Consider the following 24430-nt stretch of genomic DNA (forward strand, 5'->3'; position numbering starts at 1 on the left):
TTATTTCCTCCCCTTCAGTATTTTTTCTAGTACTGCCATCCTAACATAAACTCCATTTTTTATCTGCATAAAAATTCTAGACCTTGCATGCTCTATAAGTTCACTTGCAATTTCCACTCCCCTATTAAAAGGAGCCGGGTGCATAATGATTGCACGTTCTTTCATTCTTAAGACACGTTCTGTTGTTAAACCATATTGTTCGTGGTAACTTTCCTTCGTGAATAATTCTTCACCGCCATGCCTTTCATGTTGAATGCGTAGAAGCATAACAACATCGCTACTTTCCAGCACCTCATCCCAATCATTTACCGATTTGAATTCATCGGCCCATTCATCGGGGCAAAGGAAAGTTACGTTCGCACCGAGTTTTGTAAGTGCTTGCGCATTCGAACGTGCCACTCGGCTATGTCCAATATCACCTACAATTAAAACATTTAAGCCTTCAAATGAACCGAACTCTTCCCTAATTGTAAATAGATCTAAAAGTGATTGTGTAGGGTGTTGACCAGATCCATCACCGCCGTTAATGATTGACAAACTTGTCCGACCGATTAGTTCTTCATAATAACCATCTTCGGGATGTCTGATGACGAGGGCATCGACTCCAATTGCTTCTAGCGTTTTCACTGTGTCGTATAATGTTTCACCTTTTAACGTACTTGAAAATGCGGCTTCGAATGGTAGTACGTCTAACCCAAGTTTTCGTTCGGCCATTTCAAAGCTCATTTTCGTTCGTGTACTCGGTTCAAAGAACAAATTGCTGACCGTATATTTCCCAGGCAATTCATGCGTTCCATTTTTTTTAAACATTTCTGCCCTGTCAAGAAATTCAATGATTTCTTTTTCTGTAAGTTCCTTCATCGACACAAAATGATCCATTCGAATTCCCCTTTCCGCTACAAAAAGAACCTTCCCATTTTATGGAAAGGTCCGTAACTTATGACAACTTACACGCAACCGAAGTTGCCGGTTGAATGTTTGTCAAACGAACCTTTTCTTATCTCACTGGACAATTTTAAAAGGTTTCCTATTCAGTTTCGTCCGTTAGTAAATCATCCGTTTTTCCAGGCAACACTAGATTGAGTAAAACGCCAACAATTGCGGCAAGCGCCATTCCTTCGATTTCGAATGTTTCACTGAACTTAATCGTTGCGCCACCAATTCCGATGACTAGGATGACAGAAGCTATGACAAGATTGCGTTGATTTCCAAAATCGATTTTATGATCGACGAGCATACGAAGCCCCGACGATGCGATAATTCCAAACAATAGAATTGAAATTCCACCTAAGACAGCGGTTGGAATGGTTGCAATAACCGCCATTACTTTACCTAAGAATGAGAAGATAATAGCAAAGATTGCGGCTCCGATAATTACGTACACGCTGTAGACGCGCGTCAGTGCAAGGACACCGATATTTTCACCGTAAGTTGTCTTTGGTGGCCCACCGATAAAACCACTAATTAGTGTTCCTATTCCATCTCCAAGCAAGGAGCGATTCAAGCCCGGACTTTTTATGTAATCTTTTCCAACAATACGTCCAAGAACAAGTTGGTGCCCTATATGCTCTGAAATCGTTACGATCGCTATTGGTACCATTACCATGAGTAGCGTAGGCGTAACTACAAATTCATAGTCGATACCTGGTATGAGCATTTCAGGAACTTCGAATACCTTTGCTTCAATTACTTTCGTGAAATCTAGAATTCCGATGAAAGCCGAGTAAATATAGCCAACAATAATTCCAATAAGAATCGGCATTAGGCTGATGATTCCTTTAAAGAACATCAAGCAAATAATCGCCGCTGCAAGCGTAACAATAGCTGCTGAGAAGTGAAGAAGATTGTACACATTTTCACCGTCTACTTGAATCGTACTTGCCATACTAACAGCAGTTGGTGCAAGTGCAAGCCCGATAACGACAATGACTGGCGCTACAACAATTGGCGGTAAAACTTTCATAATCCATCCGGAACCTGTCTTCCAAATTAGCAACGAGACGATGCCGTAAACAAGGGCCACGAACATACTTCCAATCATTGCACTTCCAATTCCACCACTTACTGTTGCTACTTGGATGGGGATTATAAAGGCGAATGATGAACCCAAGTATGCCGGAACTTGGAATCGAGTGACGATGATAAATATAATTGTTGCAATTCCGCTTGTAAGTAACGCAATCGCGGGGCTTAACCCAACGAGTTGTGGGACTAAAATAGTTGCACCAAACATCGCAAACATATGCTGTAAACTTAAAGTTAACCAATGGCCTAGTTTGGGTTTCTCGTGTACATCTAAGACTTTTTCAGATTCGGACATTTTTTATTCCCTCCGTGATATAACGACTAAATTACTTCGAATGAATTGAAACACTATCTTTGCCGTCTGTTTCTTCCACACTGACAATGACTTGTTCATCACTTGACGTAGGGATATTTTTTCCGACGTAGTCCGGTCTTATCGGCAGTTCCCGATGCCCTCTGTCAACAAGTACAGCTAACTGCACGGTTGCCGGTCTCCCAAGATCCATCACTGCGTCCATCGCAGCACGGACTGTTCTGCCCGTATAAAGGACATCGTCGACCAGGATGACATTTTTGTCCGTTACATTATGATTGATATCTACCTGTTGGACAAGTGGTTCGTTACTGCCATGTTTCAGCATAAGATCGTCCCTGTATAATGTGATATCCAGTTCACCCGAAAGGATTGGTTTCCCTTCGAATTTTTCAATTTTTTCAGCGAGTCTTGTTGCAAGATATGCACCTCTCGTTTTAATACCAACGAGGATACAATCGTCAATTCCTTTATTTCGTTCGATAATTTCATGTGCAATTCGTGTAAGTGCTCGATTGACTGCTTGCTCATCTAATATATTTGCTTTTTCAGTCATACTTTTACTCCCCTTTCTCAAAACAAAAACCTCCCTGCCTAAGGTGGCGGGAGGTGTACGTGCAGAAAAAATTGTACAGTAAAATTGCGCGCAGCAATCCACAGTACTTCCATGCAACCTTCCCAGCCTCTCTGGACTGATTTTAAAGGTGTCGCTATTCATTTGCTTTGTTTAGTATACGATTTACTCTTCTATTTTGTCAACATTATTTCGAACCTTTTCGACTAACTCCATAAAGTCTTCTGGTGGTGGAGTTGTAAACTCCATATACTCGCCAGTTTCGGGATGATTAAATCCAAGTGTACCCGCATGTAAAAGTTGGCCTCCGAAATTGAGTGTCTTTTTCGGGCCGTATTTCGGATCACCCGCAAGTGGAAATTCGATATACTTCATATGGACACGAATTTGATGCGTCCTTCCCGTTTCAAGTTTACATTCAACAAGCGTAAATTTGCCAAATCGTTCAATTACTTTAAAATGAGTGACTGCATCTTTTCCACGATCCGTAACGGTCATATTTTGTCTTTCACGTTGATCACGACCAATTGGCGCATCGATTGTTCCATGATCATGTGGAATATGACCGTGAACAAGTGCTGTATACACACGTGTAACTGTTTTTTCAACAAGTTGGTTGACAAGTGATACATGGGCCTTATCATTTTTGGCAACCATAAGCAGGCCAGACGTATCCTTATCAATGCGGTGAACAATACCGGGACGAAGCACGCCATTAATACCCGAAAGGTCTGTGCAATGGTACATAAGACCGTTGACGACAGTTCCATTCGGATGGCCAGGTGCTGGATGCACAACCATACCACGTGGTTTGTTAACGACTAGGACATCTTCGTCTTCGTAAACAATATCCAGATTAAGATCTTCCGCAATCACATCAAGCAATTCCGGTTCTGGCTCTGCTACCGTTAATACGTCGCCTTGCTTCATCTTGTAACTTGCCTTTACATTTTCCCCGTTAATCAGAACAAATCCATCTTTCATCCATTGTTGAATTTGACTCCTTGACCAATCCGGACGGGTTGTTGTTAATGCTTTATCAATTCGACTACCTTCAAGTTCTTCTGTAATTTCAATAACGATTTTTTCCATTAAGACACCTTTTTCTTATTCTTTTTTTCATCTATAATCACATGAATAATTATTAAAACGACACCGACTGTTAACGCCGCATCTGCAATATTAAATATCGGAAAATCATACTTTATGATAGGAATAAACACATCGACAAAATCGACGACTTCTTTGCGCCATACACGATCGATGAAGTTCCCAATTGCTCCACCAAGGAGCATCATCAGACTAACTGCAAAAAGGGGTTGTCCTTTTGCTTCTTTATGAAAGTAATACAAAATCCCTGCTGACACAATAACGGTGACAATATAAAACAGCCACATTTGTCCTTCAAGCATTCCCCAAGCGGCTCCCTTATTTCGATGCGAAAAAAATCCTAAATACGGATCCATTATCGATATCCTTTCGCCCAGGTCCATTTTGTTAACAACAATCCATTTTGTTAGTTGGTCTAGTAGGACTACTAGTGCTGCCAACCCGTAATATATAAACATTTTCGAATTCCCCCGTCCAACAGATTCGATATCATTTTACCATATTGAGCGGTAATAAACCGAACTTTCCTGCAAATAAATAGGGAAGCAATTGTGACGGTCTGAAATTTAGACCGCCACATCTGCCCCCCCCTTAAATAGGTTATTCAGTCAAGCTGTAATGATTTTTTACAACTTCGGCACATCTTGCACAAATTTCTGGATGTGTTTCGTCTGTACCAACTGTCTCGGAAATTGTCCAGCAACGCTCACACTTCTCCCCATCGGCTTCTTCAACAAGAACACTTACAGTATCAAGTTTAAGTGCCTGTTCAGGGGCATTTCCGACTTCATCTTCCGCAAATTTAGAAACGATAAAGAACTGTGCAAAGTCAATATCTTTTGCGTGGAATACGTCTTTCAACTCTTCCGGAACATAGATTGTCACTTTAGCCTCCAGTGACTTCCCAATAACTTTTTCATTCCGTGCAACTTCAAGCGCCTTAAGCACATCATCACGGATAAGCATCAGTGTTTCAAATTGTTCACGAATTTGAATCGCTTCTTCCCCAAAGTCTTGTGCTTCCGGCATATCCGTTAATTGAACACTTTCTTCGGTAACATGTTCAAAATGTGCCCAAATCTCATCGGCTGTATGAGGCAAGATCGGCGTCAATAATTTCACTAAACTCATCAACGTTTCGTACATAACCGTTTGCATCGCCCGACGATGTGGGTGATTCATGTTTTCAATATAAACAACGTCTTTCGCAATATCCAGATACAGGGAACTTAAAACGCCCGTACAGAAATTATTCACCGCATGATAAACGCCCGAAAATTCATAACTTTCATAAGCCTCACGTACTTCTTTAATCAGATCCTGAAGTTTTACATAGACATATTTATCAACTGGACGAAGATCCGCAAACGCTACGCTATCCGTCGCTGGATTAAAGTCGGATGTATTCCCATGGATAAAGCGGAATGTATTCCGAATTTTCCTGTATACTTCTGATACTTGTTTAAAGTTCGAATCCGATACACGTACATCCGCCGTATAATCAACTGAAGATACCCATAAACGAAGAATATCGGCACCCATCTGATTCATCACTTTTGCCGGTACAATTGTATTACCAAGTGATTTACTCATTTTGCGACCATTTTTGTCAAGTGTAAATCCGTGACTTAGCAATCCTTTATAAGGCGCATGCCCATGAACTGCAACACTAATCGTAAGCGATGAGTTGAACCAACCACGGTATTGGTCAGAACCTTCTAGATAGAGGTCTGCCGGGTACACAAGGTCATCACGCTCGTCAAGAACACCTTGGTGAGAAGAACCTGAATCGAACCACACATCCATAATATCTGTTTCCTTCGTAAACACGCCATTCGGGCTTCCTTCATGAGTGAATCCTTCTGGAAGAAGATCGACCGCTTCGCGTTCAAACCAAATATTTGAACCATGTTCACGGAATAATTTCGATACGTGAGCAATCGTTTCATCTTTAATAATTGGCTCTCCGTCTTCTCCGTAAAATACTGGGATTGGAACACCCCATACGCGTTGACGTGAAATACACCAGTCACCACGGTCCCGAACCATATTATAAAGCCTTGTTTCACCCCATGAAGGTGTGAATTTCGTTTCTTTAATAGCGCCTAGTAGCTCTTCACGGAATGCTGCAATTGAAGCAAACCACTGTGCTGTTGCGCGGTAAATAACGGGCTTCTTTGTTCTCCAATCATGTGGGTATGAGTGAGTGACAAAGCTTAATTTAAGCAGTGCTTCAACTTTTTCAAGCGCTTCTGTAACTGCTTTGTTTGCATCTTCATAGAACAAACCTTCGAATCCTGGCGCTTCGTCCGTCATCACACCGCGATCGTCGACTGGACAAAGAGCATCAATGCCATAAGCTTTTGAAACGTAGAAGTCTTCTTCACCGTGACCAGGTGCTGTGTGTACGCAACCTGTTCCCGCATCAATTGTTACGTGATCTCCAAGCATGACAAGTGAAGTCCGGTCATAAAGAGGATGTTGTGCTTCTACGCGGTCCAGTGCAGAACCTTGTAATTCACGCTCGATTGAATAGTCTTCCCAACCAAGTTCTTCCACAACAAATGCCAATAAATCTTTTGCAATCAAATACTTTTCTTCCCCAACGTTTACAATAATATACGTAAATTCAGGATGAACTGTAATTCCAAGGTTCGCTGGAATTGTCCAAGGTGTTGTTGTCCAGATAATGAACTTCACGCCTTCTTCAACGACACCTAATCCATCTTTAACAGCAAAGCTTACATAAATTGAAGCCGACTTTTTATCTTGATATTCAATTTCGGCTTCAGCAAGTGCTGATTCACTTGATGGAGACCAAAATACAGGTTTCAATCCTTTATAGATATATCCTTTTTTCGCCATTTCGCCGAATACTTGAATTTGGCGTGCCTCATAAGCGGGCTTCAATGTAATATATGGATTATCCCAGTCCCCACGAACACCAATCCGTTTAAATTGCGTACGTTGACTATCGATTTGACCCAATGCATATTCCTCACACATCTTACGGAATTCAGCAATTGAATGATCTTGTCGTTTCACTCCCGTGTTGACAAGTGCTTGCTCAATTGGAAGTCCGTGCGTATCCCATCCCGGGACATACGGTGCATGGAATCCGGTCATCGATTTGTGACGAACAATCATATCTTTTAGTACTTTATTAAGTGCATGCCCCATATGAAGGTCACCATTCGCATAAGGAGGTCCATCGTGTAGGACGAAAAATGGACGACCCGCAGTCCGTTCTTGCACTTTTTTATAAATATCCATTTGCTCCCACTGTGTCTGCATTTCAGGTTCTCTATTTGGTAAGTTCCCACGCATTGGGAAGTTCGTTTTCGGCATTAGTAAAGTATCTTTGTATTCCATCTGTATTCCTCCTCATATAAATAAAAAAACCCCCCGCCCCTAAAAAGGGACGAGGAATATAAACCCGCGTTACCACCCTAACTTGCAACAAATACGTAATTGTTGCCACTCAGACACCATAACGGGGTGTTACCGGGACATACGAATTTTTTCGAAAGTCCAAAGCTCCAGAGTGATTTTCGTGTCTATTCTGCTGACTAGGCTTTCACCATCCCTAGCTCGCTTTGCGCAGCAATAAAAAGTACTCTCTCTTTCAACGCCTATAGTAAATATATGCAGTTAATTATAAGTGTGTCATATAGTATAGTCAAGTTCTGATAATTCTACTCTTTTGTCGTGAACTCCATTTGCTCAGATCCAATTTCACTTTCAACCAATTTGTCCCATTCGTCTGCTTGCATTAGTTCGAGTTGCGCCTCGAGAAGCATACGAAAACGACTTCGGAAAACTTTTGATTGTTTTTTCAAATCGTCAACTTCTATTGCAATTTCACGCGCTCGTGAAAGGGCTTCATTTACAATACGATCGGCGTTTCTTTCGGCCTCTTTCACAATGAGTTGGGATTCTTTTTTGGAATTCCGACGTACATCTTCCGCTGCTTCTTGTGCAGTTAGAATTGAACTATGTAAGGTTTCTTCTATCGTATTGTAATGGGATATTTGTTCTTTGGATTGTTTTAAATCCGCTTTTAATACTTTGTTTTCTTCCAGTACATTTTCATAATCTTTTAAAACTTGCTCTAAAAACTCATTCACATCGTCTTCATCATATCCACGGAACATCGAACGACCGAATTCCTTATTATGAATATCGAGTGGTGATAAAGCCATCTGACGCATCTCCTTTTTACATATTACCTATTCTTTATCTATTATACATGTAGATGACACCTATAACAGTAATTTTCCACAATTTCAAAAACTATTCTTGCCTATATATATGTTACTCTAATTTTCCGATTAACAGTCGAATTTTATCTTTTCGAGTTTTTCCTTCTACGGCAAGTACTTTATAGCGCCCAAAACCACGAATCGATAGCATGTCTGCTTCGAACAATTCGAATGCTGGTTGGCTTCGAACTACCCAGTTTACTTTTACTTTCTCTCCATGAATTAAAGTCGCCGCTTTTTGCCTTGCAATATTCCCTACGGCCGCAACAACTACATCCAATCGCATGGAACTAATGATATACATCGTTTCTATCCACTTGTCAAAAGTGACAATCATCTCTTCTAAATTAGAAACTTCTTCAACAGTCACTTTAGCTTTACCGATTGATGTAAAATTTGCAGTCATATAATCCTTCAACTCATTTGCGACTGCAAATTGAACCTCGTCTTCCCCAATTCGAATGTCGCCGAATTTAGATCGTTCAATCCCCAATGACATCATCGATCCAAGTACATCTTTGTGACCAAGCGTAAGAAACTTCGAAGCATATTTCACTTTAAATGTGGTGATTTGATACTCACTCGGCTCCGGAACATAATAATCCGGATAAATAAGCACCCTCATTCGTTCGGCTTCTGAAAACGCACCATAAGATTCAAACTTAAGGTTTGTACCAGCCGCAATCGATTCAACAATAAAACGTTGCCTCGGATCTAGAAATCCAGTCAATTTCGGTGCGTACGTATCTTCTACTTCACGTATCCAGCCAATCGCCATCTCTACATAGGGCTGCTCGTCTTTCCTGAAATGCTGCATGACTTCTTCCATAACCGTCTTCTCCTTAAACAAAAATCCTCACGATTGTGAGGATTTAAATAATCGCTTTAATAATCAAATTAAATACATTGAAAACACCACTTGAAATAAAACGCAAAGCAAATATTGCCACAATCGGTGAAATATCAATCATCCCAAGTGGCGGGATAAACTGACGGAAAAAAGATAAATAAGGTTCTACAATTTTCCCAACGAACACACCAAATTTTGTTTCACGAAGAGATGGTACCCAAGACATAAGTATATATATTATGAGAAGGAAGCTATAAATCGATATTGCATACATTGTTGTATCTCTAAGAAGTAACAAGAATTGAATCATTATTAAACGTACACCTCATTCAGTTTCTATTGTTCAAAGAAGTCAGATATTGCTCCGTCAACTTCGATATTTTCCGGTACACATAGAAATATGTCTGTACCAATTCGTTGGATGTCTCCACCAATTGCATATACCGTACCACTTAGAAAATCGACAATCCGAATCCCTTGCTCACGGTCAATTCGTTGTAAGTTTACAACGACTGCTTTTTTATTTTTTAATTGTTCGGATATATCCTGTGCTTCGGCATAAACACGGGGTTCAACAAGAACAACTTTTGAAGACTTTTGAGCACTTTTCAAGCTTACAACTGTCGCTGGTTGTACGGGTTCACCGAAGCTTTGATTTCTCGGTTTCACCTGTTTAGGTTGTTCTCTTACAGTGCGCGGTTCTTGTCGTTGTCGAGTTGGCGGTGGAGTAGCAACTGTTTCCTCTTCTTCATCATCAAGGTAAAAAAAGTTTTGAAGTTTATTTTTTATACTCAAACATTTCCCTCGCTTTCTGCTCCGACAAGTGCTGTACCAATTCGAACATAGGTTGCACCTTCCTCGATTGCAATGGTAAAATCATTGGACATTCCCATAGATAACTCAGTACACGGTGCGTGAGGTAGTTTTAGAGATACGATATCATCACGAAGCTCTTTAAGATTTCGGAAATAAGAACGGATTAGTTCCGTATCCTCAATGTGAGGAGCCATCGTCATTAAACCAACAATTTCAATTTTATCATAAGCTGCTATTTCCGTAACAAAACCTTCAAGTTCTTCGGGTGATACACCCGACTTGGAGCTTTCTCCAGAAACATTTACTTGTACAAAACATTTAATTTTTTTAGTTGCTCGCTTCTGAATTTCTTTCGCAATACTTATTCGGTCAAGTGAGTGTAAATAGTCGATTTCATCAATAATTCCACGCACTTTTCGACTTTGGATATTCCCTATAAAGTGCCAATCTACGCCATCTTTAATCACTTCTTGCTTGTGAATAAGACCTTCTGCGCGGTTTTCCCCTAATTGGATAATTCCCGCATTCTTAACTTCTTCAGCCCTTGCTGCCGAAACACTTTTCGTCACCGCTACAACATTGATTTCCGAGCGATTTCGTTTTGATTTATCGCAAGCTGTTTGAATTTCTTGTTCAACTTTTTGTATTCTTTTTTTCAGTTCGCTCATATATAATCACTACTTTTCATTAATCGTTCTTTTCATTGTATCAAGCAAAAAGGTACATATCAATGTTTATTCATTTATTCCCCTCTTTTTTGCCGACTAATACGATATCTTTCCCGATTGTTGTAATATCTTGCAGTCGAACTTTTTTCGTATCCTTATCTTTCGAATCGAAAAATATATTCTTGTCTCCTTCGCCAATATGCAAAGCTTCTACCTTACCACTTACGATATCAATTGTTGCATCTTGAACATACCCAAGAAAAGCACCTTTCCTTGCATCAATTACTTCTTTTTTTTGAATTTCTGAAAACCTCATAAAATCCCTCCTTTAGAGAAATATATGCAGTAGGAATAGAAAAAACGCAATGCAAGTTTCGCATCACGTTTTACTCTCTTCCTTTATTCTTTTTCCATACCTTCTCGTATAATCTCTACCGCATTCTTTTCCAACCTTGAAATTTGAGCTTGTGATATACCAAGTTCTTTTGCAATCTCAGTTTGTGTCTGTCCAAGGTAGTAACGTTTTGACAGAATCGATTGTTGTCTTTCATTCATACTTGAAACTGTTTCTTTTACTGAAACATACGTCGACCAACGCTCTTCAGTTACCGTTTTATCTTGCAACTGATCCATCATAAATATTGGATCTCCATCACCGCTATTCATCGGCTCGTGAAGTGACATGGGATCTTGGATTGCATCGAGTGCAAAAAGAATATCGTCTTCCGGTATTCCGGTCGCTTCCGCTAAATCCGATAATCTCGGTTCTTTCAAATTGTCGTTTATAAATTGTTCTTTTGCTCTCATTGCTTTATATGCGATATCGCGAAGTGATCTTGAAACACGCACCGCATGATGATCCCGCAGATGTCGTTTGATCTCCCCAATAATCATCGGGACTGCGTATGTTGAAAAACGAACATTATGTTTTAAATCAAAGTTGTCGATTGATTTTAAAAGCCCAATACAACCGACCTGAAACAAATCATCCGCTTGTTCGCCCCGATAAGCAAATCGCTGGACGAGACTTAAAACGAGACGTAAATTTCCAATGACCAGTTCTTCTCTTGCTGAGTAATCCCCGCTTTGCATCCTTATAAAAGTCTCTTTCATCACTTCATTCGTTAGTAATGGCAGTTCGGACGTATTGACACCACATATCTCAACCTTTGTACGCACCATTAGCATTTCCTCCGTATTCTGTAGATGACTGTACAAGATAGTCTGTCCGCAGTCTTACGGAATATGCGAAATATAATACGACCAATTTAAACCATTAAGTAATTGGTTGATTTAAGCTTTCACGCAAATCGGTAATTATTTTTTTTTCGAGTCGGGAGATATAGGACTGTGATATGCCTAGCAGTTCGGCAACTTCCTTCTGAGTCATTTCTATTTTTCCCGTCAGTCCAAAACGGCATTCCATAATATAGCGCTCACGTTCATCCAAAACACGGATAGCTTCAATCATATGTTGCCGCTCTATCTTTTTTTCTACATCGTCAATAATAATATGTTCATCTGTTCCGAGAATATCCGAAAGCAATAGCTCATTTCCATCCGCATCGGAATTTAGTGGTTCATCGAACGAAATTTCCGACCGTAGTTTATTTGTTTTGCGCAAATGCATTAGAATTTCGTTTTCGATACAGCGAGATGCATACGTTGCAAGCTTTATATTTTTATCGACCTTAAACGTTTCAATTGCTTTTATAAGTCCGATTGCACCAATACTTATTAAATCCTCGATATGTGTGTTTGTATTGTCGAACCGACGAGCAATATAAACAACAAGACGTAAATTTTTCTCTATTAGCGTGTCCCGTGCGTTCATATCGCCATTCATAAATGCTTGAATTGTAATAGCCTCCTCCTCCCGTGTTAATGGTTTTGGAAGTGACTCGTGACCTCCAATATAATACGTGCCATTTTTCTGTTTGAAAAAGGTAGCAATTACCGACATCCATTTTTTCAATTCATGCAGCATGAGCAGTTCCCCTTTCCTGATTTAAATTTTCCATGGCGGATACATGAAGGATTGCATCAGCGCCTTCCGGGTAGCGCCGATCACTTTTTGTAAGGACGATATAGCCCGGTCTAAGAGTTTTACCCGTAACAATGGACCATTGTTCAAATTTGAACCCAACGACCCAAGATCGACCTTGTACGGTTTGTAATCGAACGAGTCGCATGTCCTTATGATAAATAGATGAAAAATGCGACAAAGTCGGTGAACTCACCGGATCCCATGACAATAGTTGTTCTTTTAAATCTTGTGGAATAAACTCTTCCACCGCTTTCAATGAAACAAAATGAACAGGTGCGCCTGATAACGGCTCGGTACAACCATTTCCCGTGTCCACGAAGACATCCATCTGAATAGTAGCCCCCCAAATTTGAAGATTGGAAGTTGCCGACAGTTCAGAGACATGCCGTGCTATTCTTACATCCAACCATTTTTTTCTCATGTAATAAAGAGAGGCATACGCAATAATGGCGTATGTAAGAACAGTAATCCAATCATTAAATGTATGGATTCGGTATTGAAAAGCTGTCAACATTCCTCCCGCAAACAATGCACCGACCAATACCATTGACGCTGACTTCTTCCACGGTTCAAATGTTCTTCCGAATGCACATACTGTCATTCCAATAAATGTAATAATAACGACAATAGAAGACGTTGGAAACAATGTAACTGGTACGGCACCAACAAATGACGCAAGCACAAGGCGTTTTCTAGGGGATTCAGCGTTGCCTATCTTGTTTGCAAATGAGAGGATTGCGTAATTGAACAACATATTCACTCCGACAATAACTTCTCCATACATAGACCGCCCTCCCTATTAGCAACGATAGCATTTAGATTGTGAAATGTTTGTCAGTTTGAGGAACCATTTTCAAAAAAAGATTCGACAACATTTACAAAGAAATGCCAGACACCCGGGTCTATAAATAGCGCATTGGTATACGTGTATAAACCGATCGTAGGTGCCTTACTAGGAGAGCAGATTCGATGGAATACTTTTATTTCAACATATATAGCAACACAAAAAGACTTTGCGACATGTGAAATCACATGTCGCAAAGTCTTTTATAACCAATTATTTATTTACGGCGCTGTCTATTGCGTAAAAATGTTGGAATATCTAGTCCATCGTCCATTTGTCCGCTTTGTTGCGACCTAGTCGTTTCAGGTTCAGGTTGGAACTGAGGAGCCTCTTCGTCACGTTGAGTCCTTGCGGGCTGTTGTGATGGTGATGGTTGCTGTTCACGTACTGGTGGACGTGATGGACTTGCACCAAAACCAGAACCTCTTGCAGGTCGAGCAGCCAATAATTGCTCTTCACTAAACCCTGTTGCAATTACAGTGACAATGATCTCGTCTTTCAAGTTATCGTTGATAACTGAACCGAAAATCATATTAACATCTTCATCAGATGCAGATGCCACGATATCCGCAGCTTCTTGCACTTCGAAAAGACTCAAGTTTGAACCGCCCGTAATATTCATCAGTACACCTTTTGCACCGTCAATTGACGTTTCAAGCAATGGACTTGAAATAGCTTTTTTCGCCGCCTCTGCAGCTCGGTTTTCACCGGTAGAAATACCAATTCCCATAAGTGCGGATCCTTTGTTCGACATAATTGTTTTAACGTCGGCAAAGTCTAAGTTAATAAGACCCGGTACGGCTATCAAATCGGATATACCTTGAACACCTTGACGAAGTACATTGTCTGCTTCACGGAATGCTTCAAGCATTGGCGTATTTTTATCGACAATTTCAAGAAGTTTATCATTTGGAATAACGATAAGCGTATCTACGGACTCTTTCATAGCCGTAATTCCACCAATTGCTTGAGTTTGACGTTTCCGCCCTTCAAACGTAAATGGACGAGTGACAACCCCTACAGTTAACGCCCCTAAATCCTTCGCGATTTGTGCAATAACAGGAGCTGCACCCGTTCCTGTACCTCCGCCCATACCCGCGGTAACAAACACCATATCCGCTCCGCGTAGTGCTTCTTCAATTTGTTCTTTACTTTCATCCGCAGCTTTTTTACCAACATCCGGATTCGCACCGGCCCCTAAACCACGTGTAAGTTTCGTACCTATTTGTAATTTTACTTCAGCTGATGAAAGATTAAGTGCTTGAGCGTCCGTATTTACAGAGATGAACTCTACACCTTTCACACCGTGTTCAATCATTCGGTTTACAGCATTATTTCCCCCGCCTCCAACTCCAATCACTTTAATAAGTGCAAGTTGGTCAGCATTTGTATCAAATTCTAGCATTGTCTCTCCTCCTAGTCTATCTCCATCGAATTCATTGCATCGTTAGTAAATTTTCATTCAAAAAAGTTGTCAAAGACATTTTTTGCCCTGCTAAATAAACCCGGTTTTTTCTCTTGTGCTCTATCAGACTGTTTGTTTCGATTATTTGCGTTTGGAACAGTCGATTCCATAGCTGTAACCGGTGGAGCATCGGATAATTTCCCGAAATACTCTTCATGTGTATGGGCGTATCGTATGAGTCCTACGGCTGTTGAATACATCGGTTCTCTTACACCAATGTATTCAGGTGTATGGACACGTACTCTTGTCTTCATAACATGCCTTGCTAATTGTAGGATTCCATCGATTTTTGTAATACCGCCGGTCAACACGACTCCACCCGGCAAATCACGTACGCCCATTCGATACAACTCTTCAAGAATTAGATCGAAAAGTTCCTCCAGGCGAACACCGATGATTTCCGATATGTATCTTTGGCTATATTGATCTTTCGTGTCGGCGCCAATGACAGGGACCTCGAAAAGTTCGTCATCCGATGCGTCGTCATAAAATGCATGGCCATATTGGTGTTTTATTTTTCTTGCTTGTTCAGTTGGTGTTTTTAATATTATTGATAAGTCTTTAGTAATATGGTCCCCACCGACAGGGATAACAGCGGTCGATAACAGACGATCTTCTCCGAAAATTGCAACTGTCGTGGATCCCCCGCCAATATCAATGTATGCGGTACCATGATTTTTTTCATCTTCTGTTAGTGCAAATGTACCCGCCGCAAGTGGTTGCAAGTAAATTTCGCGGATATTTAGACCCGCGCGTTCCACACAGCGTAAAATATTGTGTACAAGCGTTTTCGAAGTGGTGATAAGTGTACCATCCATTTCTAAACGAACACCTATCATACCACGTGGATCTTTTATTTCCCCGTAATCATCTACTATAAATTGCTTTGGTACAATATTAACGATTTCCCTGTCAGGCGGAACGGACATAACTTGTGCTGACTTCATAACCCGATCCAGATCGTCATCTGTAATTTCACGATTTTCACTATTAACTGCCACGACGCCTTTTACATCTTGTAATTGTACGCCGTTTGCAGGTATTCCCAGTATAACTTCATTAATTTTCATACCTATCATTCGTTCGGCTTGATCGACCGCCTTCCTGATTGACTGTACAGTTGCATCAATATCAATAATTGTTCCTTTACGGATACCTGCCGATTGTACATTTCCTACCCCTACAACATGCAATGATCCTTCATTCACTTCACCAATTAGTACTTTAACTGATGAAGAACCTATATCAAGCGATACATATAATTCTGATTGGCTCAACGACTGGCACCTCCCTAACAACTCTTAGATTCCATTCTATTGTATTTTGACTGCATTGTCTAAATAAGTTCGACATCTTACATCCAAATCCTTTCATTCGGGTACTTTTGTGCTAGATGGCTTGTTTCTATCCGTCCATTTAGTCAAAAGGATTCTTCTAATAACAGCAATATTTTGGAACAACCGAACGCCGAAAGCAAATACCGCTGCCAAATACAAGTCAACGCCTAGATGTACTCCGATAAATGCAAGTCCAGCAGCAAGGGCCACGTTAAAAAAGAATCCGGAAACGAACACTTTATCATCATATACTTGCTGTAAATAAGCACGGATTCCTCCAAATAATGTGTCTAGTGCGGCGAGAACGGCAATGGATAAATAGTTGCCGTAAACTTGCGGGATTTCAATATCAGATAAAAGACCGAGTGAAACCCCAATTATAAGACCCAATAAAGGCAACCACATATCTTATTCCCCTTTCGGCAATTCCTTTAAGTATCGGTTTTCAAACTTGTCACCCCAGCCACGTATTTCCATGGTTGAATTCGGTTTATGAATATCTAAATTAAAATTTTCAAGATAAAAATCATCATGAATCGGGGACGCCAGCAAATAATTATATAATTTTTCACCGTCTTCCAAAGACTGTGTAATCACCTTCATTTTAAAAGGCGGCGTTGAAACATTCAGTCCATTGACTGTTGTTATACCATTGATATCTCTTATTGAACTTAACGTTGTAAACCGTTTGCCATCAATTTCAAGGGAAATTCCTTTAAACCGATTTAAATCGTTCACAAACTTATTAAGTAAATCTGGCGTAATTCCAGAAATCGGTATACCTAAAGCAATGCTTTCTTCAGATGGTCGAACTTCCATGACAAAGCCCGTCCCTTTTAAATCCGTCATTCCGGCTTGTTTATAAAGCTTGTCCACTGTTTCCGTTAATGCTTTTTCTGTATTTCCATCTTCAAGCGAATCATATGTGTGGATTGTTTTATCAAGTTCCCGTATTTCAGATAACAACTCTGAATTGAGTTGTTTCTCCATTGTCAATTCTTGACGGATTGCCCAAATGTCTCTTGTATCACGCTCTTCAGGATTTTTCACGGTATTGTATTGAATGGCGAGCATTAATCCAATGATTAGCAACACAATTGAGAACTTCCACTTTACCGGATTATACATCCACCATTCCCCCTTACTTTATCCTTCGTTTCGCAATGCGGATATTTTTAGCTCCTTCGACGTTTCAGTTGTGACAACTATGTTTTCATTAAGAAGACTGTCAATAACCCCGCCTTTCAAATATAAAGAAGATGATAGAACGTCGGCATCGCCAATTGCCTCTATAAAAAATGGCGCCGGGAAAGTTCTATCGTCCACAGTAATAACGGGACCTGTACACTTTATATACGAATTCGCGGTTATCCTTTGCCCGTTTATCGCTAAGCCCTGTGCTCCAGCAATCCAAAGTTCGTTGACAACTCTTAAGATGTGACTTTCATGTACTATGTAGTCGTTTGGGTTTTGTTCAACCGGATTGTATTCCGCATCTTTAAGTGTAACTTTAATACCTGGACCGACTGCCGGTACTGCACCAAGCAACAGGCGAAGATCCTTTGCTTCTTCAACTAAAGACCCGTGATCTTTTTCTCTTTTGGAAAAGGAACGCTCATACGAACGTATTTCCTCTTGCTTGGCGGCGATTTCATCAGTTAGTTCTTTGTTTCGTTCTTTTTGCTTACTTAAATCTTCTCGATATTGTTCTTCTTGGATGAATGCTGCCGATTGATGTATTTCAGTTTTATCGCTTCCACCAAGTGTTTTATATGAAAACGCTAGGATGAAACCAAGGACTAGAAAAACGATTGAAAAAAGAATATGTCTGCCTCTCTTCCGGTATTCATCATTCTTCTTCGACAACCTCGTCGTCCTCCTTACTTAAACCATATATTTTACTATAGGGTGTGAAATACGTTCCAACTTCCATATCAATCACGCCTTTTTCTAAACCGTTTAACTGGGCCGTAACGTCGGGGTAATAATCCATTTTTTCAGAAAGGGTTGAGAGGATTGCCCGTACTTCATATCCATCATCCATATAGATTGTCAATTTTTCTGGATCCTCTTCAGTACCCGTAAATACAATTTCGGAAATAAGATGATACACGTCGCTATCCAGTTTCAATAGCTGTGCGCTTACTTGCTTTATTACTTTAGCACTTCCAAAGTTATTTAAAACAGGTATATCCGATTCTAGTAATAACGCATCTCCTGGAAATACTTCCCCATTTTCCATTAATAAATTATAAAGTCCCCTATCTTCAAGATAGGCGATCGTTTTCCATTCCACTATTTCAATCTTAACTTTGTTAGGCCATTTTCGTGAAATAGACGCCTTTTGTACAAGCTCTTGCTTCATCAATAAATCCTCCGCGGACGTCGTTCTGAACCCCCATAAAGGATTATCGACTACAAGACCACTTTTTTCTTCATAGTACTCTGAGTTTTTAAGGATTGCGCCACTTACCGCAATTTCTTTTATACGACTAAGTGGTGACTGGAAGTAAAGTATAGCGAGGAGGGCGACGATAAATATTAAAAACACAAATAGAAACTTCTTATTCGTCTTTTTGCGCCGTTTTTCGCGCATTGAGGGAATCCGCTCCTCAATGTCAATTACTTTTTTCATACTAAACCCCTCCAGTCAACTCGTCTGTCTATTCATCGTGAAGTGAAGAATAACTCCCGCTGAAATCCACGTCGTCATCAATGACGATCCGCCGTAGCTTATGAATGGCAGCGTCACACCCGTTACGGGCAAAAGTCCTGACACGACACCTATATTTAAAAATGTTTGAAAAATGATGATTGACCCCATACCCGCAACCATTAGGAACGCGAAGTGCTCTTTTGTCCGAATCGCAATTCCAAATGTCGAAATAAGTAGGCATGCAAAAAGCAGTATAACGACTGTCGCACCGATGAATCCTGTTTCTTCGGCGATGATTGAAAAGATGAAATCATTTTGTGGTTCGGGCAAGTATAAATACTTTTGCCGGCTATTCCCATACCCATGGCCGAATAATCCACCAGGTGCAATAGCAAATATGGATTGAATTCCTTGGAAACCGGTACCAAGTGGATCATTCCACGGATCAATATACGATTTTATTCTGTCAAGTCTGTATGTCGCCATCGCGATCAAAGCGACAAATGCACCTACACCTGCGAAACCGATAAAAAAGAAAAAACGTAACGGATACCCCGATAGAAATAAAACAATAAAAGCCGACACAATTAAAATAACCGTCGAACCTAAGTCAGGTTGTGTCATAATCAGGGCTGCCGGAAGTAAAATGAGGCCTATATGACTGAAACGGAAGATCCGCTTCCCTCTCCCTTTCTCATTCAACAATGCAGCAAGTTTACCAATGAGTGCAACCTTCATAAATTCGGCGGGTTGAAGGCTAAAAGGCCCTAGTGCAATCCAACTTTGAGAACCGTTGCGGTAAACGCCAATACCCGGAATGAGTACTGCCACAAGTAATAAAATGGCTAACCAATAAACAACTGTCCACGTTTTTGGGATTGACGTTAAAGGACTTTTCATAATTAAAAGCGCAATACCGACAGACACAATCATGTATATCAATTGTTTTACGATAAAAGGGGAGGAGTCCGCGTAGTGAACCGTTCCCCAGTAAGATCCTGCTGAATAGACAAATGCCAAACCAATCAATGACAGCGCAGTGGCTGAAATGGCAAAGGTAATCTTCAACTTTTCTTCCAGTGTACGCATCCTTCCGATTTCAAACTAGATAGCTTAAAGAGACATAACCGCTTTAATAAATGCATCACCGCGAATTTCAAAGCTTTGATATTCATCCCAACTTGCGCATGATGGTGATAACAGTACAGTATCCCCTTTTTGAGATATTGTATCTGCTTGCTTCACAGCGTCTTCCATATCTTTCGAGTGGATAATCATTTGAACCCCGCAAGAGGATGCAAATTCGGCAAATCGATTTTTCGTTTCGCCCAACGTCACAACCGCCTTCACATTGCCCATGAACGGCCTTAACTCTTCGAAGGTATGTCCCCTATCAAGACCCCCCGCAAGAAGTACAATCGGCGTGTCGAACGCGGCAAGGGCACTTTTCGTAGCCAATGTGTTTGTCGCTTTGGAATCATTATAAAACTTACGATCTTTTAACTCTTTTACAAATTGCATTCTATGTTTCACACCAGCGAACGAACTAAGTACACTTTCAATCGAATCTTTATCGCAACCGGAAAGGATTGCAGCGGCTGTGGCCGACATAATGTTTTCAAGATTATGCTGCCCAGGTAGCTTAATGATTTTACGGTTAATGTAAGGCTCCCCGTTCCAGTATATTTCTGATTCGTCTGCGGATATGCCTATTTCTAATTTCTCTTTAAGTGAAAATGGAACTTTTATCGCCGATGACTGTGCAGCAAAGGCCCGTAGTTCCTCTTGATCTGCGTTATATATAAGGTAATCGTCCGCATGCTGATTTTTTGAAATTTGTGCTTTCGCTTTTATATATTCGGCCGACGTCCCGTGATAGTCGAGATGAGAATCATAGACATTCGTCCAAATTGCAATTGTCGGGCGGAATGAATCTGTCCCCATAAGTTGGAATGAGGATGCTTCCAAAACAATTACGTTACCCGCAGTCGCCTTTTCGGCTACTGCACAAGATACAGTACCAATATTACCTGCTATTAAAGGCTGTTTCTTAGCTGCATTTAACATGTGATATAAAATAGTTGTTGTCGTTGTTTTACCATTCGATCCTGTAATTGCAATAATAGGTGCTTCACTAATTCGTGATGCAATTTCCACCTCAGTCCATACTGGAATTCCTTTTCGAACAGCCTCCATAACGACAGGATTGCTATACGGAATTCCTGGATTTTTCACAATTAACTCATAGCCCTCTTCAAGGAGTCCATCTGGATGTCCACCGCAAATGACTCGGATTCCTTCCGAACGAAGCTCCATTGCTTCCGCATTGCCTTCATAAGGTGATGCGTCATTCACAGTCACGTCCGCACCGAGTGTGTGAAGAAGCTTTGTCGCTGCATATCCACTTTTGGCAAGACCAAGTATAAGTATTTTCATATCCTTAAATTGTTTAGTATCTTTCAATTACATCACCTCCAACAATACGGGTACTATTGCCGCCAAGAAGGCGATTCCCCAGAAAACGATAACGATTTTCCACTCGGACCAACCAGATAGTTCAAAATGATGATGAATGGGGCTCATTTTAAAGACACGTTTACCAGTTGTTTTAAAGCTAATTACTTGAATGATTACTGACAACGTTTCTACAACGTACACAATCCCGATTAAGAGCAAAAGTATTTCTTGTTTAATAAGAATCGATATCATTGCGAGCGCGCCACCAAGGGCTAAAGATCCCGTATCCCCCATAAACACTTGAGCCGGCTTAAGATTAAAGATTAAAAATCCAAGCATGGCGCCTGCCACAACGAAAGAAAATAACGCAATATCTAATTGTGCAAGTTGTTCGTTAGTAAGTGCGAGAACACCAAAGGCAGTAAATGCAATGGAAGATGTCCCTGCAACGAGTCCGTCAAGCCCATCCGAAAGATTGACCGCATTGGAAAAACCAACAAGCCAAATAATAAGAAATCCGACATAAAAGATACCAAGGTCGATTTTGAAATCAATGAATGGCAACGCAATCATTGTGTCAAACGGTCCTAGTTTTAATAAGAAAAAAGCGGTAACTGCGATAATAATTTGTCCGATTAGTTTTTGAAGGGATGTGAGTCCAAGATTTCGTTTCATGACAACGATAATAAAGTCGTCTAAAAACCCGATAACTCCGAAACCTACAAGAACTATAAGAAGCACTATCGTTTGTGTCGTTAGAACCTCATATATGTATGACAAAGCAAGTGTTGAAATAATAATGGAACTTAAAAAGATAAGTCCGCCCATTGTTGGGGTACCTGCTTTTTTCTGATGCGATTCTGGACCTTCCTCACGGATACTTTGGCCAAATTTCATCCTTCTAAGAATCGGCAAAATAATAAAGCCTAAAACTACTGACATTATAAAGCTAACAGAAATAATTATCATGGTCGTTCCGAGTGTCATTATAAATTCTCCCTCTATCTTCTGAAACAAAATCCAATCCGAGACAGGATCGGATTTTGCTTTAATATGTTATTCAGTATAAACATGAATGACATCATCCACAGTGATAAGCGTGTCAATTGCTGGCAATTGATACTTTACTTTTTCACCTTTACCATGCCATTCGATTCGATACGTATATAATTGGAGTCCGATTTTTTCTTTTGTCATGCCCGTTAAATCAGGTACGCGGTGCGTAATAGGATCACCCCATCTATACTCTTTCTCGAGTTGACCCGCACGTCCACTCAAGCCAACTAAAGGGGCTATCTCATCAATGATACGCCCAACAATAGGAGCCGCGATAACACCACCAAACTGGACAGAGTTCCGCGGACTATCAATGGCTATATAGACAAGTAATTCTGGATCATCTGCTGGGGCAAATCCAATGAATGATACAATATATTCGCCATCTTTATAAACACCGTCCACTACCTTTTGCGCAGTTCCCGTTTTACCTCCAACACGCAAACCATCCGTATATGCATTACGTCCAGAACCGTTCGCCACAACAGACTCAAGTGCTTCCCTTACTTGTGCGGATGCTTCATCACTAATCACACGTCTTTTTAGTTCGGGTTCGAATGAACGAATCGCCTTTCCTGAATCGTCCGATATTTCTTTTACAATATACGGTTTATACAAATTGCCGCCATTAATTGCAGCAGCAACAGCTTGCACTTGTTGAATAGGTGTAACTGAAATTCCTTGACCAAAGGCAGTTGTAGCTTGCTCCACTGGACCGAATGCCTTTTCGGAGAACAAAATACCTTTTGACTCCCCTGCAATTCCTGAGTTTGTCGTTTCTCCAAATCCAAAGTCCCGAATGTATTTCCCTAACGTTTTACTGCCCAACCGTTGGCCAATTTCAACAAAGCCCGGATTACAAGAGTTTTCAACGACTTCGAGAAATGTTTGATCTTTATGCCCTTCTCTTCTCCAACATCGAAGACGTGCTTTAGCAACCATCACATACCCGGGGTCGTAAAATTGATCCTTGTGTAAGTCGACCACTTTTTCTTCAAGCCCCGCTGCGAGCGTTACAATTTTGAAAGTTGAGCCCGGCTCAAACGTCATCCAGACAGGCAAATTCCGATTATATATGCTCGGATCGACGTCTTGATAGTTCGCTGGATGGAATGTTGGTACAGAAGCAAGAGAAAGTAATTCACCTGTTTTCGGATTCATAACAATTGCAAGTGCTTGTGTTGCTTCATACTTTTCCATCGCTTGCATCAATTCACGTTCCACTACTTGTTGAATACGTAAATCGATTGTAAGTTTAACCGCAGCACCTTTGTTCCCCGTTTTAAATCCATCATCTACGTGGGGTAACGGAACCCCTTTCGCATCTGTGAAAAGACGGATTTTGTCGCCGCTACCTTGTAAAAACTCCTCGTATGCATACTCAATTCCGGCTAAACCTTGCCCATCATAACCCGTAAATCCGATAAGCCTTGATAAAAGTTCACCGTTTGGGTAATGTCTAACAAAATCGACGCCTGTGTATAACCCATCAATTTGAAGTTTTGCGATTTCATCTGCTTGCTTTTGACTAATATTCTTTCCTTCAGGCGCTATTTTCACCATATATTCTTTCTGAGATAGCTTTTCCTCAAGTACGGCGGCTTCCGTTCCAAGTATTGTTGAAAGGTTGATTGCAGCTTGACGGATATCTTTGTTTTGAGAAGGCATGAAATACAAAGTTGGTGCAAGCATACTCCCAACAATCAATTTCCCATTCCGGTCAACAATATCTCCACGCATTCCTCCAAATGGAATTTCACGATCCCAATTTTCTTCGGCTCGCCCTTTTAACAAATCGTGTTGTATAATTTGCATGTGGAATAGCTTAATAATAACCATCCCAAGAAGAATTAAAAAAATGATAAACATCGCACGAAGTCTTTTTTTCGACTGCAATTCAATAATTTTCCGCAGCGCCGATACACCTCACGTTTTTCTTTAAACGTATGA

The 24430-nt window shown here is 40.6% G+C and carries 25 protein-coding genes and 1 other annotated feature; all 25 genes read right to left on the bottom strand.

Features of this window, described 5'->3' with window-relative positions:
- Entirely contained in the window at nucleotides 1–879 is an 879-nt protein-coding gene (locus tag KSU66_RS10175) for an aspartate carbamoyltransferase catalytic subunit (protein ID WP_269051337.1), read from the bottom strand.
- Nucleotides 880–1027: 148 nt separating this feature from the next.
- On the bottom strand, nucleotides 1028–2320 hold the full coding sequence (locus KSU66_RS10180; protein ID WP_269051338.1) for a solute carrier family 23 protein: 1293 nt from the start codon (nucleotides 2318–2320) through the stop codon (nucleotides 1028–1030).
- A gap of 31 nt (nucleotides 2321–2351) precedes the next feature.
- On the bottom strand, nucleotides 2352–2894 hold the full coding sequence (gene pyrR, locus KSU66_RS10185; protein ID WP_269051339.1) for a bifunctional pyr operon transcriptional regulator/uracil phosphoribosyltransferase PyrR: 543 nt from the start codon (nucleotides 2892–2894) through the stop codon (nucleotides 2352–2354).
- Nucleotides 2895–3077: 183 nt separating this feature from the next.
- A complete protein-coding gene (locus KSU66_RS10190) occupies nucleotides 3078–4004 on the bottom strand; it encodes an RluA family pseudouridine synthase (protein WP_269051340.1) in 927 nt (308 codons plus the stop codon).
- Nucleotides 4004–4480 (bottom strand): signal peptidase II, encoded by a 477-nt coding sequence (gene lspA / locus KSU66_RS10195; protein ID WP_269051341.1) that lies wholly within the window; start codon nucleotides 4478–4480, stop codon nucleotides 4004–4006. The genes KSU66_RS10190 and lspA overlap by 1 nt, the downstream gene beginning before the upstream one ends.
- 142 nt (nucleotides 4481–4622) lie before the next feature.
- Complete coding sequence (gene ileS / locus KSU66_RS10200) at nucleotides 4623–7394, bottom strand: isoleucine--tRNA ligase (RefSeq protein ID WP_269051342.1); 2772 nt, start codon at nucleotides 7392–7394, stop codon at nucleotides 4623–4625.
- A 42-nt stretch (nucleotides 7395–7436) separates the two neighbouring features.
- Nucleotides 7437–7660, bottom strand: a binding site (T-box leader).
- A 57-nt stretch (nucleotides 7661–7717) separates the two neighbouring features.
- The gene (locus tag KSU66_RS10205) at nucleotides 7718–8224 is read right to left on the bottom strand and encodes a DivIVA domain-containing protein (RefSeq protein WP_269051343.1); all 507 of its coding nucleotides are present in this window, start codon (nucleotides 8222–8224) and stop codon (nucleotides 7718–7720) included.
- Between the two features lie 112 nt (nucleotides 8225–8336).
- Entirely contained in the window at nucleotides 8337–9113 is a 777-nt protein-coding gene (locus KSU66_RS10210; RefSeq protein ID WP_269051344.1) for a YlmH family RNA-binding protein, read from the bottom strand.
- 43 nt (nucleotides 9114–9156) lie between these two features.
- Nucleotides 9157–9444 (bottom strand): YggT family protein, encoded by a 288-nt coding sequence (locus tag KSU66_RS10215; RefSeq protein WP_269051345.1) that lies wholly within the window; start codon nucleotides 9442–9444, stop codon nucleotides 9157–9159.
- Between the two features lie 26 nt (nucleotides 9445–9470).
- Complete coding sequence (locus KSU66_RS10220; protein WP_269051346.1) at nucleotides 9471–9929, bottom strand: cell division protein SepF; 459 nt, start codon at nucleotides 9927–9929, stop codon at nucleotides 9471–9473.
- Nucleotides 9926–10618, bottom strand: coding sequence for a YggS family pyridoxal phosphate-dependent enzyme (locus KSU66_RS10225; RefSeq protein ID WP_269051347.1), 693 nt, complete (start codon nucleotides 10616–10618; stop codon nucleotides 9926–9928). The genes KSU66_RS10220 and KSU66_RS10225 overlap by 4 nt, the downstream gene beginning before the upstream one ends.
- A gap of 70 nt (nucleotides 10619–10688) precedes the next feature.
- Complete coding sequence (locus KSU66_RS10230; protein WP_269051348.1) at nucleotides 10689–10934, bottom strand: PRC-barrel domain-containing protein; 246 nt, start codon at nucleotides 10932–10934, stop codon at nucleotides 10689–10691.
- An 83-nt stretch (nucleotides 10935–11017) separates the two neighbouring features.
- Nucleotides 11018–11800: an RNA polymerase sporulation sigma factor SigG gene (sigG, locus tag KSU66_RS10235; protein ID WP_269051349.1), complete on the bottom strand. Its 783-nt coding sequence runs from the start codon at nucleotides 11798–11800 to the stop codon at nucleotides 11018–11020.
- 94 nt (nucleotides 11801–11894) lie between these two features.
- Complete coding sequence (gene sigE / locus KSU66_RS10240) at nucleotides 11895–12605, bottom strand: RNA polymerase sporulation sigma factor SigE (RefSeq protein WP_269051350.1); 711 nt, start codon at nucleotides 12603–12605, stop codon at nucleotides 11895–11897.
- Complete coding sequence (locus tag KSU66_RS10245) at nucleotides 12595–13449, bottom strand: sigma-E processing peptidase SpoIIGA (RefSeq protein ID WP_269051351.1); 855 nt, start codon at nucleotides 13447–13449, stop codon at nucleotides 12595–12597. Before KSU66_RS10245 ends, sigE begins: the two co-directional genes overlap by 11 nt.
- Nucleotides 13450–13726: 277 nt before the next feature.
- Nucleotides 13727–14914 (bottom strand): cell division protein FtsZ, encoded by a 1188-nt coding sequence (gene ftsZ / locus KSU66_RS10250; RefSeq protein ID WP_269051352.1) that lies wholly within the window; start codon nucleotides 14912–14914, stop codon nucleotides 13727–13729.
- A gap of 53 nt (nucleotides 14915–14967) precedes the next feature.
- Nucleotides 14968–16251, bottom strand: a complete 1284-nt coding sequence (gene ftsA / locus KSU66_RS10255; protein WP_269051353.1) for a cell division protein FtsA — start codon at nucleotides 16249–16251, stop codon at nucleotides 14968–14970.
- A 93-nt stretch (nucleotides 16252–16344) separates the two neighbouring features.
- Nucleotides 16345–16716, bottom strand: coding sequence for a small basic family protein (locus KSU66_RS10260; RefSeq protein ID WP_269051354.1), 372 nt, complete (start codon nucleotides 16714–16716; stop codon nucleotides 16345–16347).
- A 3-nt stretch (nucleotides 16717–16719) separates the two neighbouring features.
- Nucleotides 16720–17439: a DUF881 domain-containing protein gene (locus KSU66_RS10265; RefSeq protein WP_269051355.1), complete on the bottom strand. Its 720-nt coding sequence runs from the start codon at nucleotides 17437–17439 to the stop codon at nucleotides 16720–16722.
- A gap of 18 nt (nucleotides 17440–17457) precedes the next feature.
- Nucleotides 17458–18177 carry a DUF881 domain-containing protein gene (locus tag KSU66_RS10270; RefSeq protein ID WP_269051356.1) on the bottom strand — a complete coding sequence of 240 codons (720 nt, stop codon included), beginning with the start codon at nucleotides 18175–18177 and terminating at the stop codon, nucleotides 17458–17460.
- Nucleotides 18161–18946, bottom strand: a complete 786-nt coding sequence (locus KSU66_RS10275; protein WP_269051357.1) for a cell division protein FtsQ/DivIB — start codon at nucleotides 18944–18946, stop codon at nucleotides 18161–18163. Before KSU66_RS10275 ends, KSU66_RS10270 begins: the two co-directional genes overlap by 17 nt.
- Nucleotides 18947–18961: 15 nt before the next feature.
- Nucleotides 18962–20056 carry a putative lipid II flippase FtsW gene (gene ftsW, locus KSU66_RS10280; protein WP_269051358.1) on the bottom strand — a complete coding sequence of 365 codons (1095 nt, stop codon included), beginning with the start codon at nucleotides 20054–20056 and terminating at the stop codon, nucleotides 18962–18964.
- Between the two features lie 24 nt (nucleotides 20057–20080).
- Nucleotides 20081–21430 carry a UDP-N-acetylmuramoyl-L-alanine--D-glutamate ligase gene (gene murD / locus KSU66_RS10285; protein ID WP_269051359.1) on the bottom strand — a complete coding sequence of 450 codons (1350 nt, stop codon included), beginning with the start codon at nucleotides 21428–21430 and terminating at the stop codon, nucleotides 20081–20083.
- Complete coding sequence (gene mraY, locus KSU66_RS10290; protein ID WP_269051360.1) at nucleotides 21431–22411, bottom strand: phospho-N-acetylmuramoyl-pentapeptide-transferase; 981 nt, start codon at nucleotides 22409–22411, stop codon at nucleotides 21431–21433.
- A 69-nt stretch (nucleotides 22412–22480) separates the two neighbouring features.
- Complete coding sequence (locus tag KSU66_RS10295) at nucleotides 22481–24349, bottom strand: penicillin-binding transpeptidase domain-containing protein (RefSeq protein ID WP_269051508.1); 1869 nt, start codon at nucleotides 24347–24349, stop codon at nucleotides 22481–22483.
- Nucleotides 24350–24430: the final 81 nt, after the last annotated feature.

It is taken from the genome of Sporosarcina sp. G11-34, from assembly GCF_026931025.1.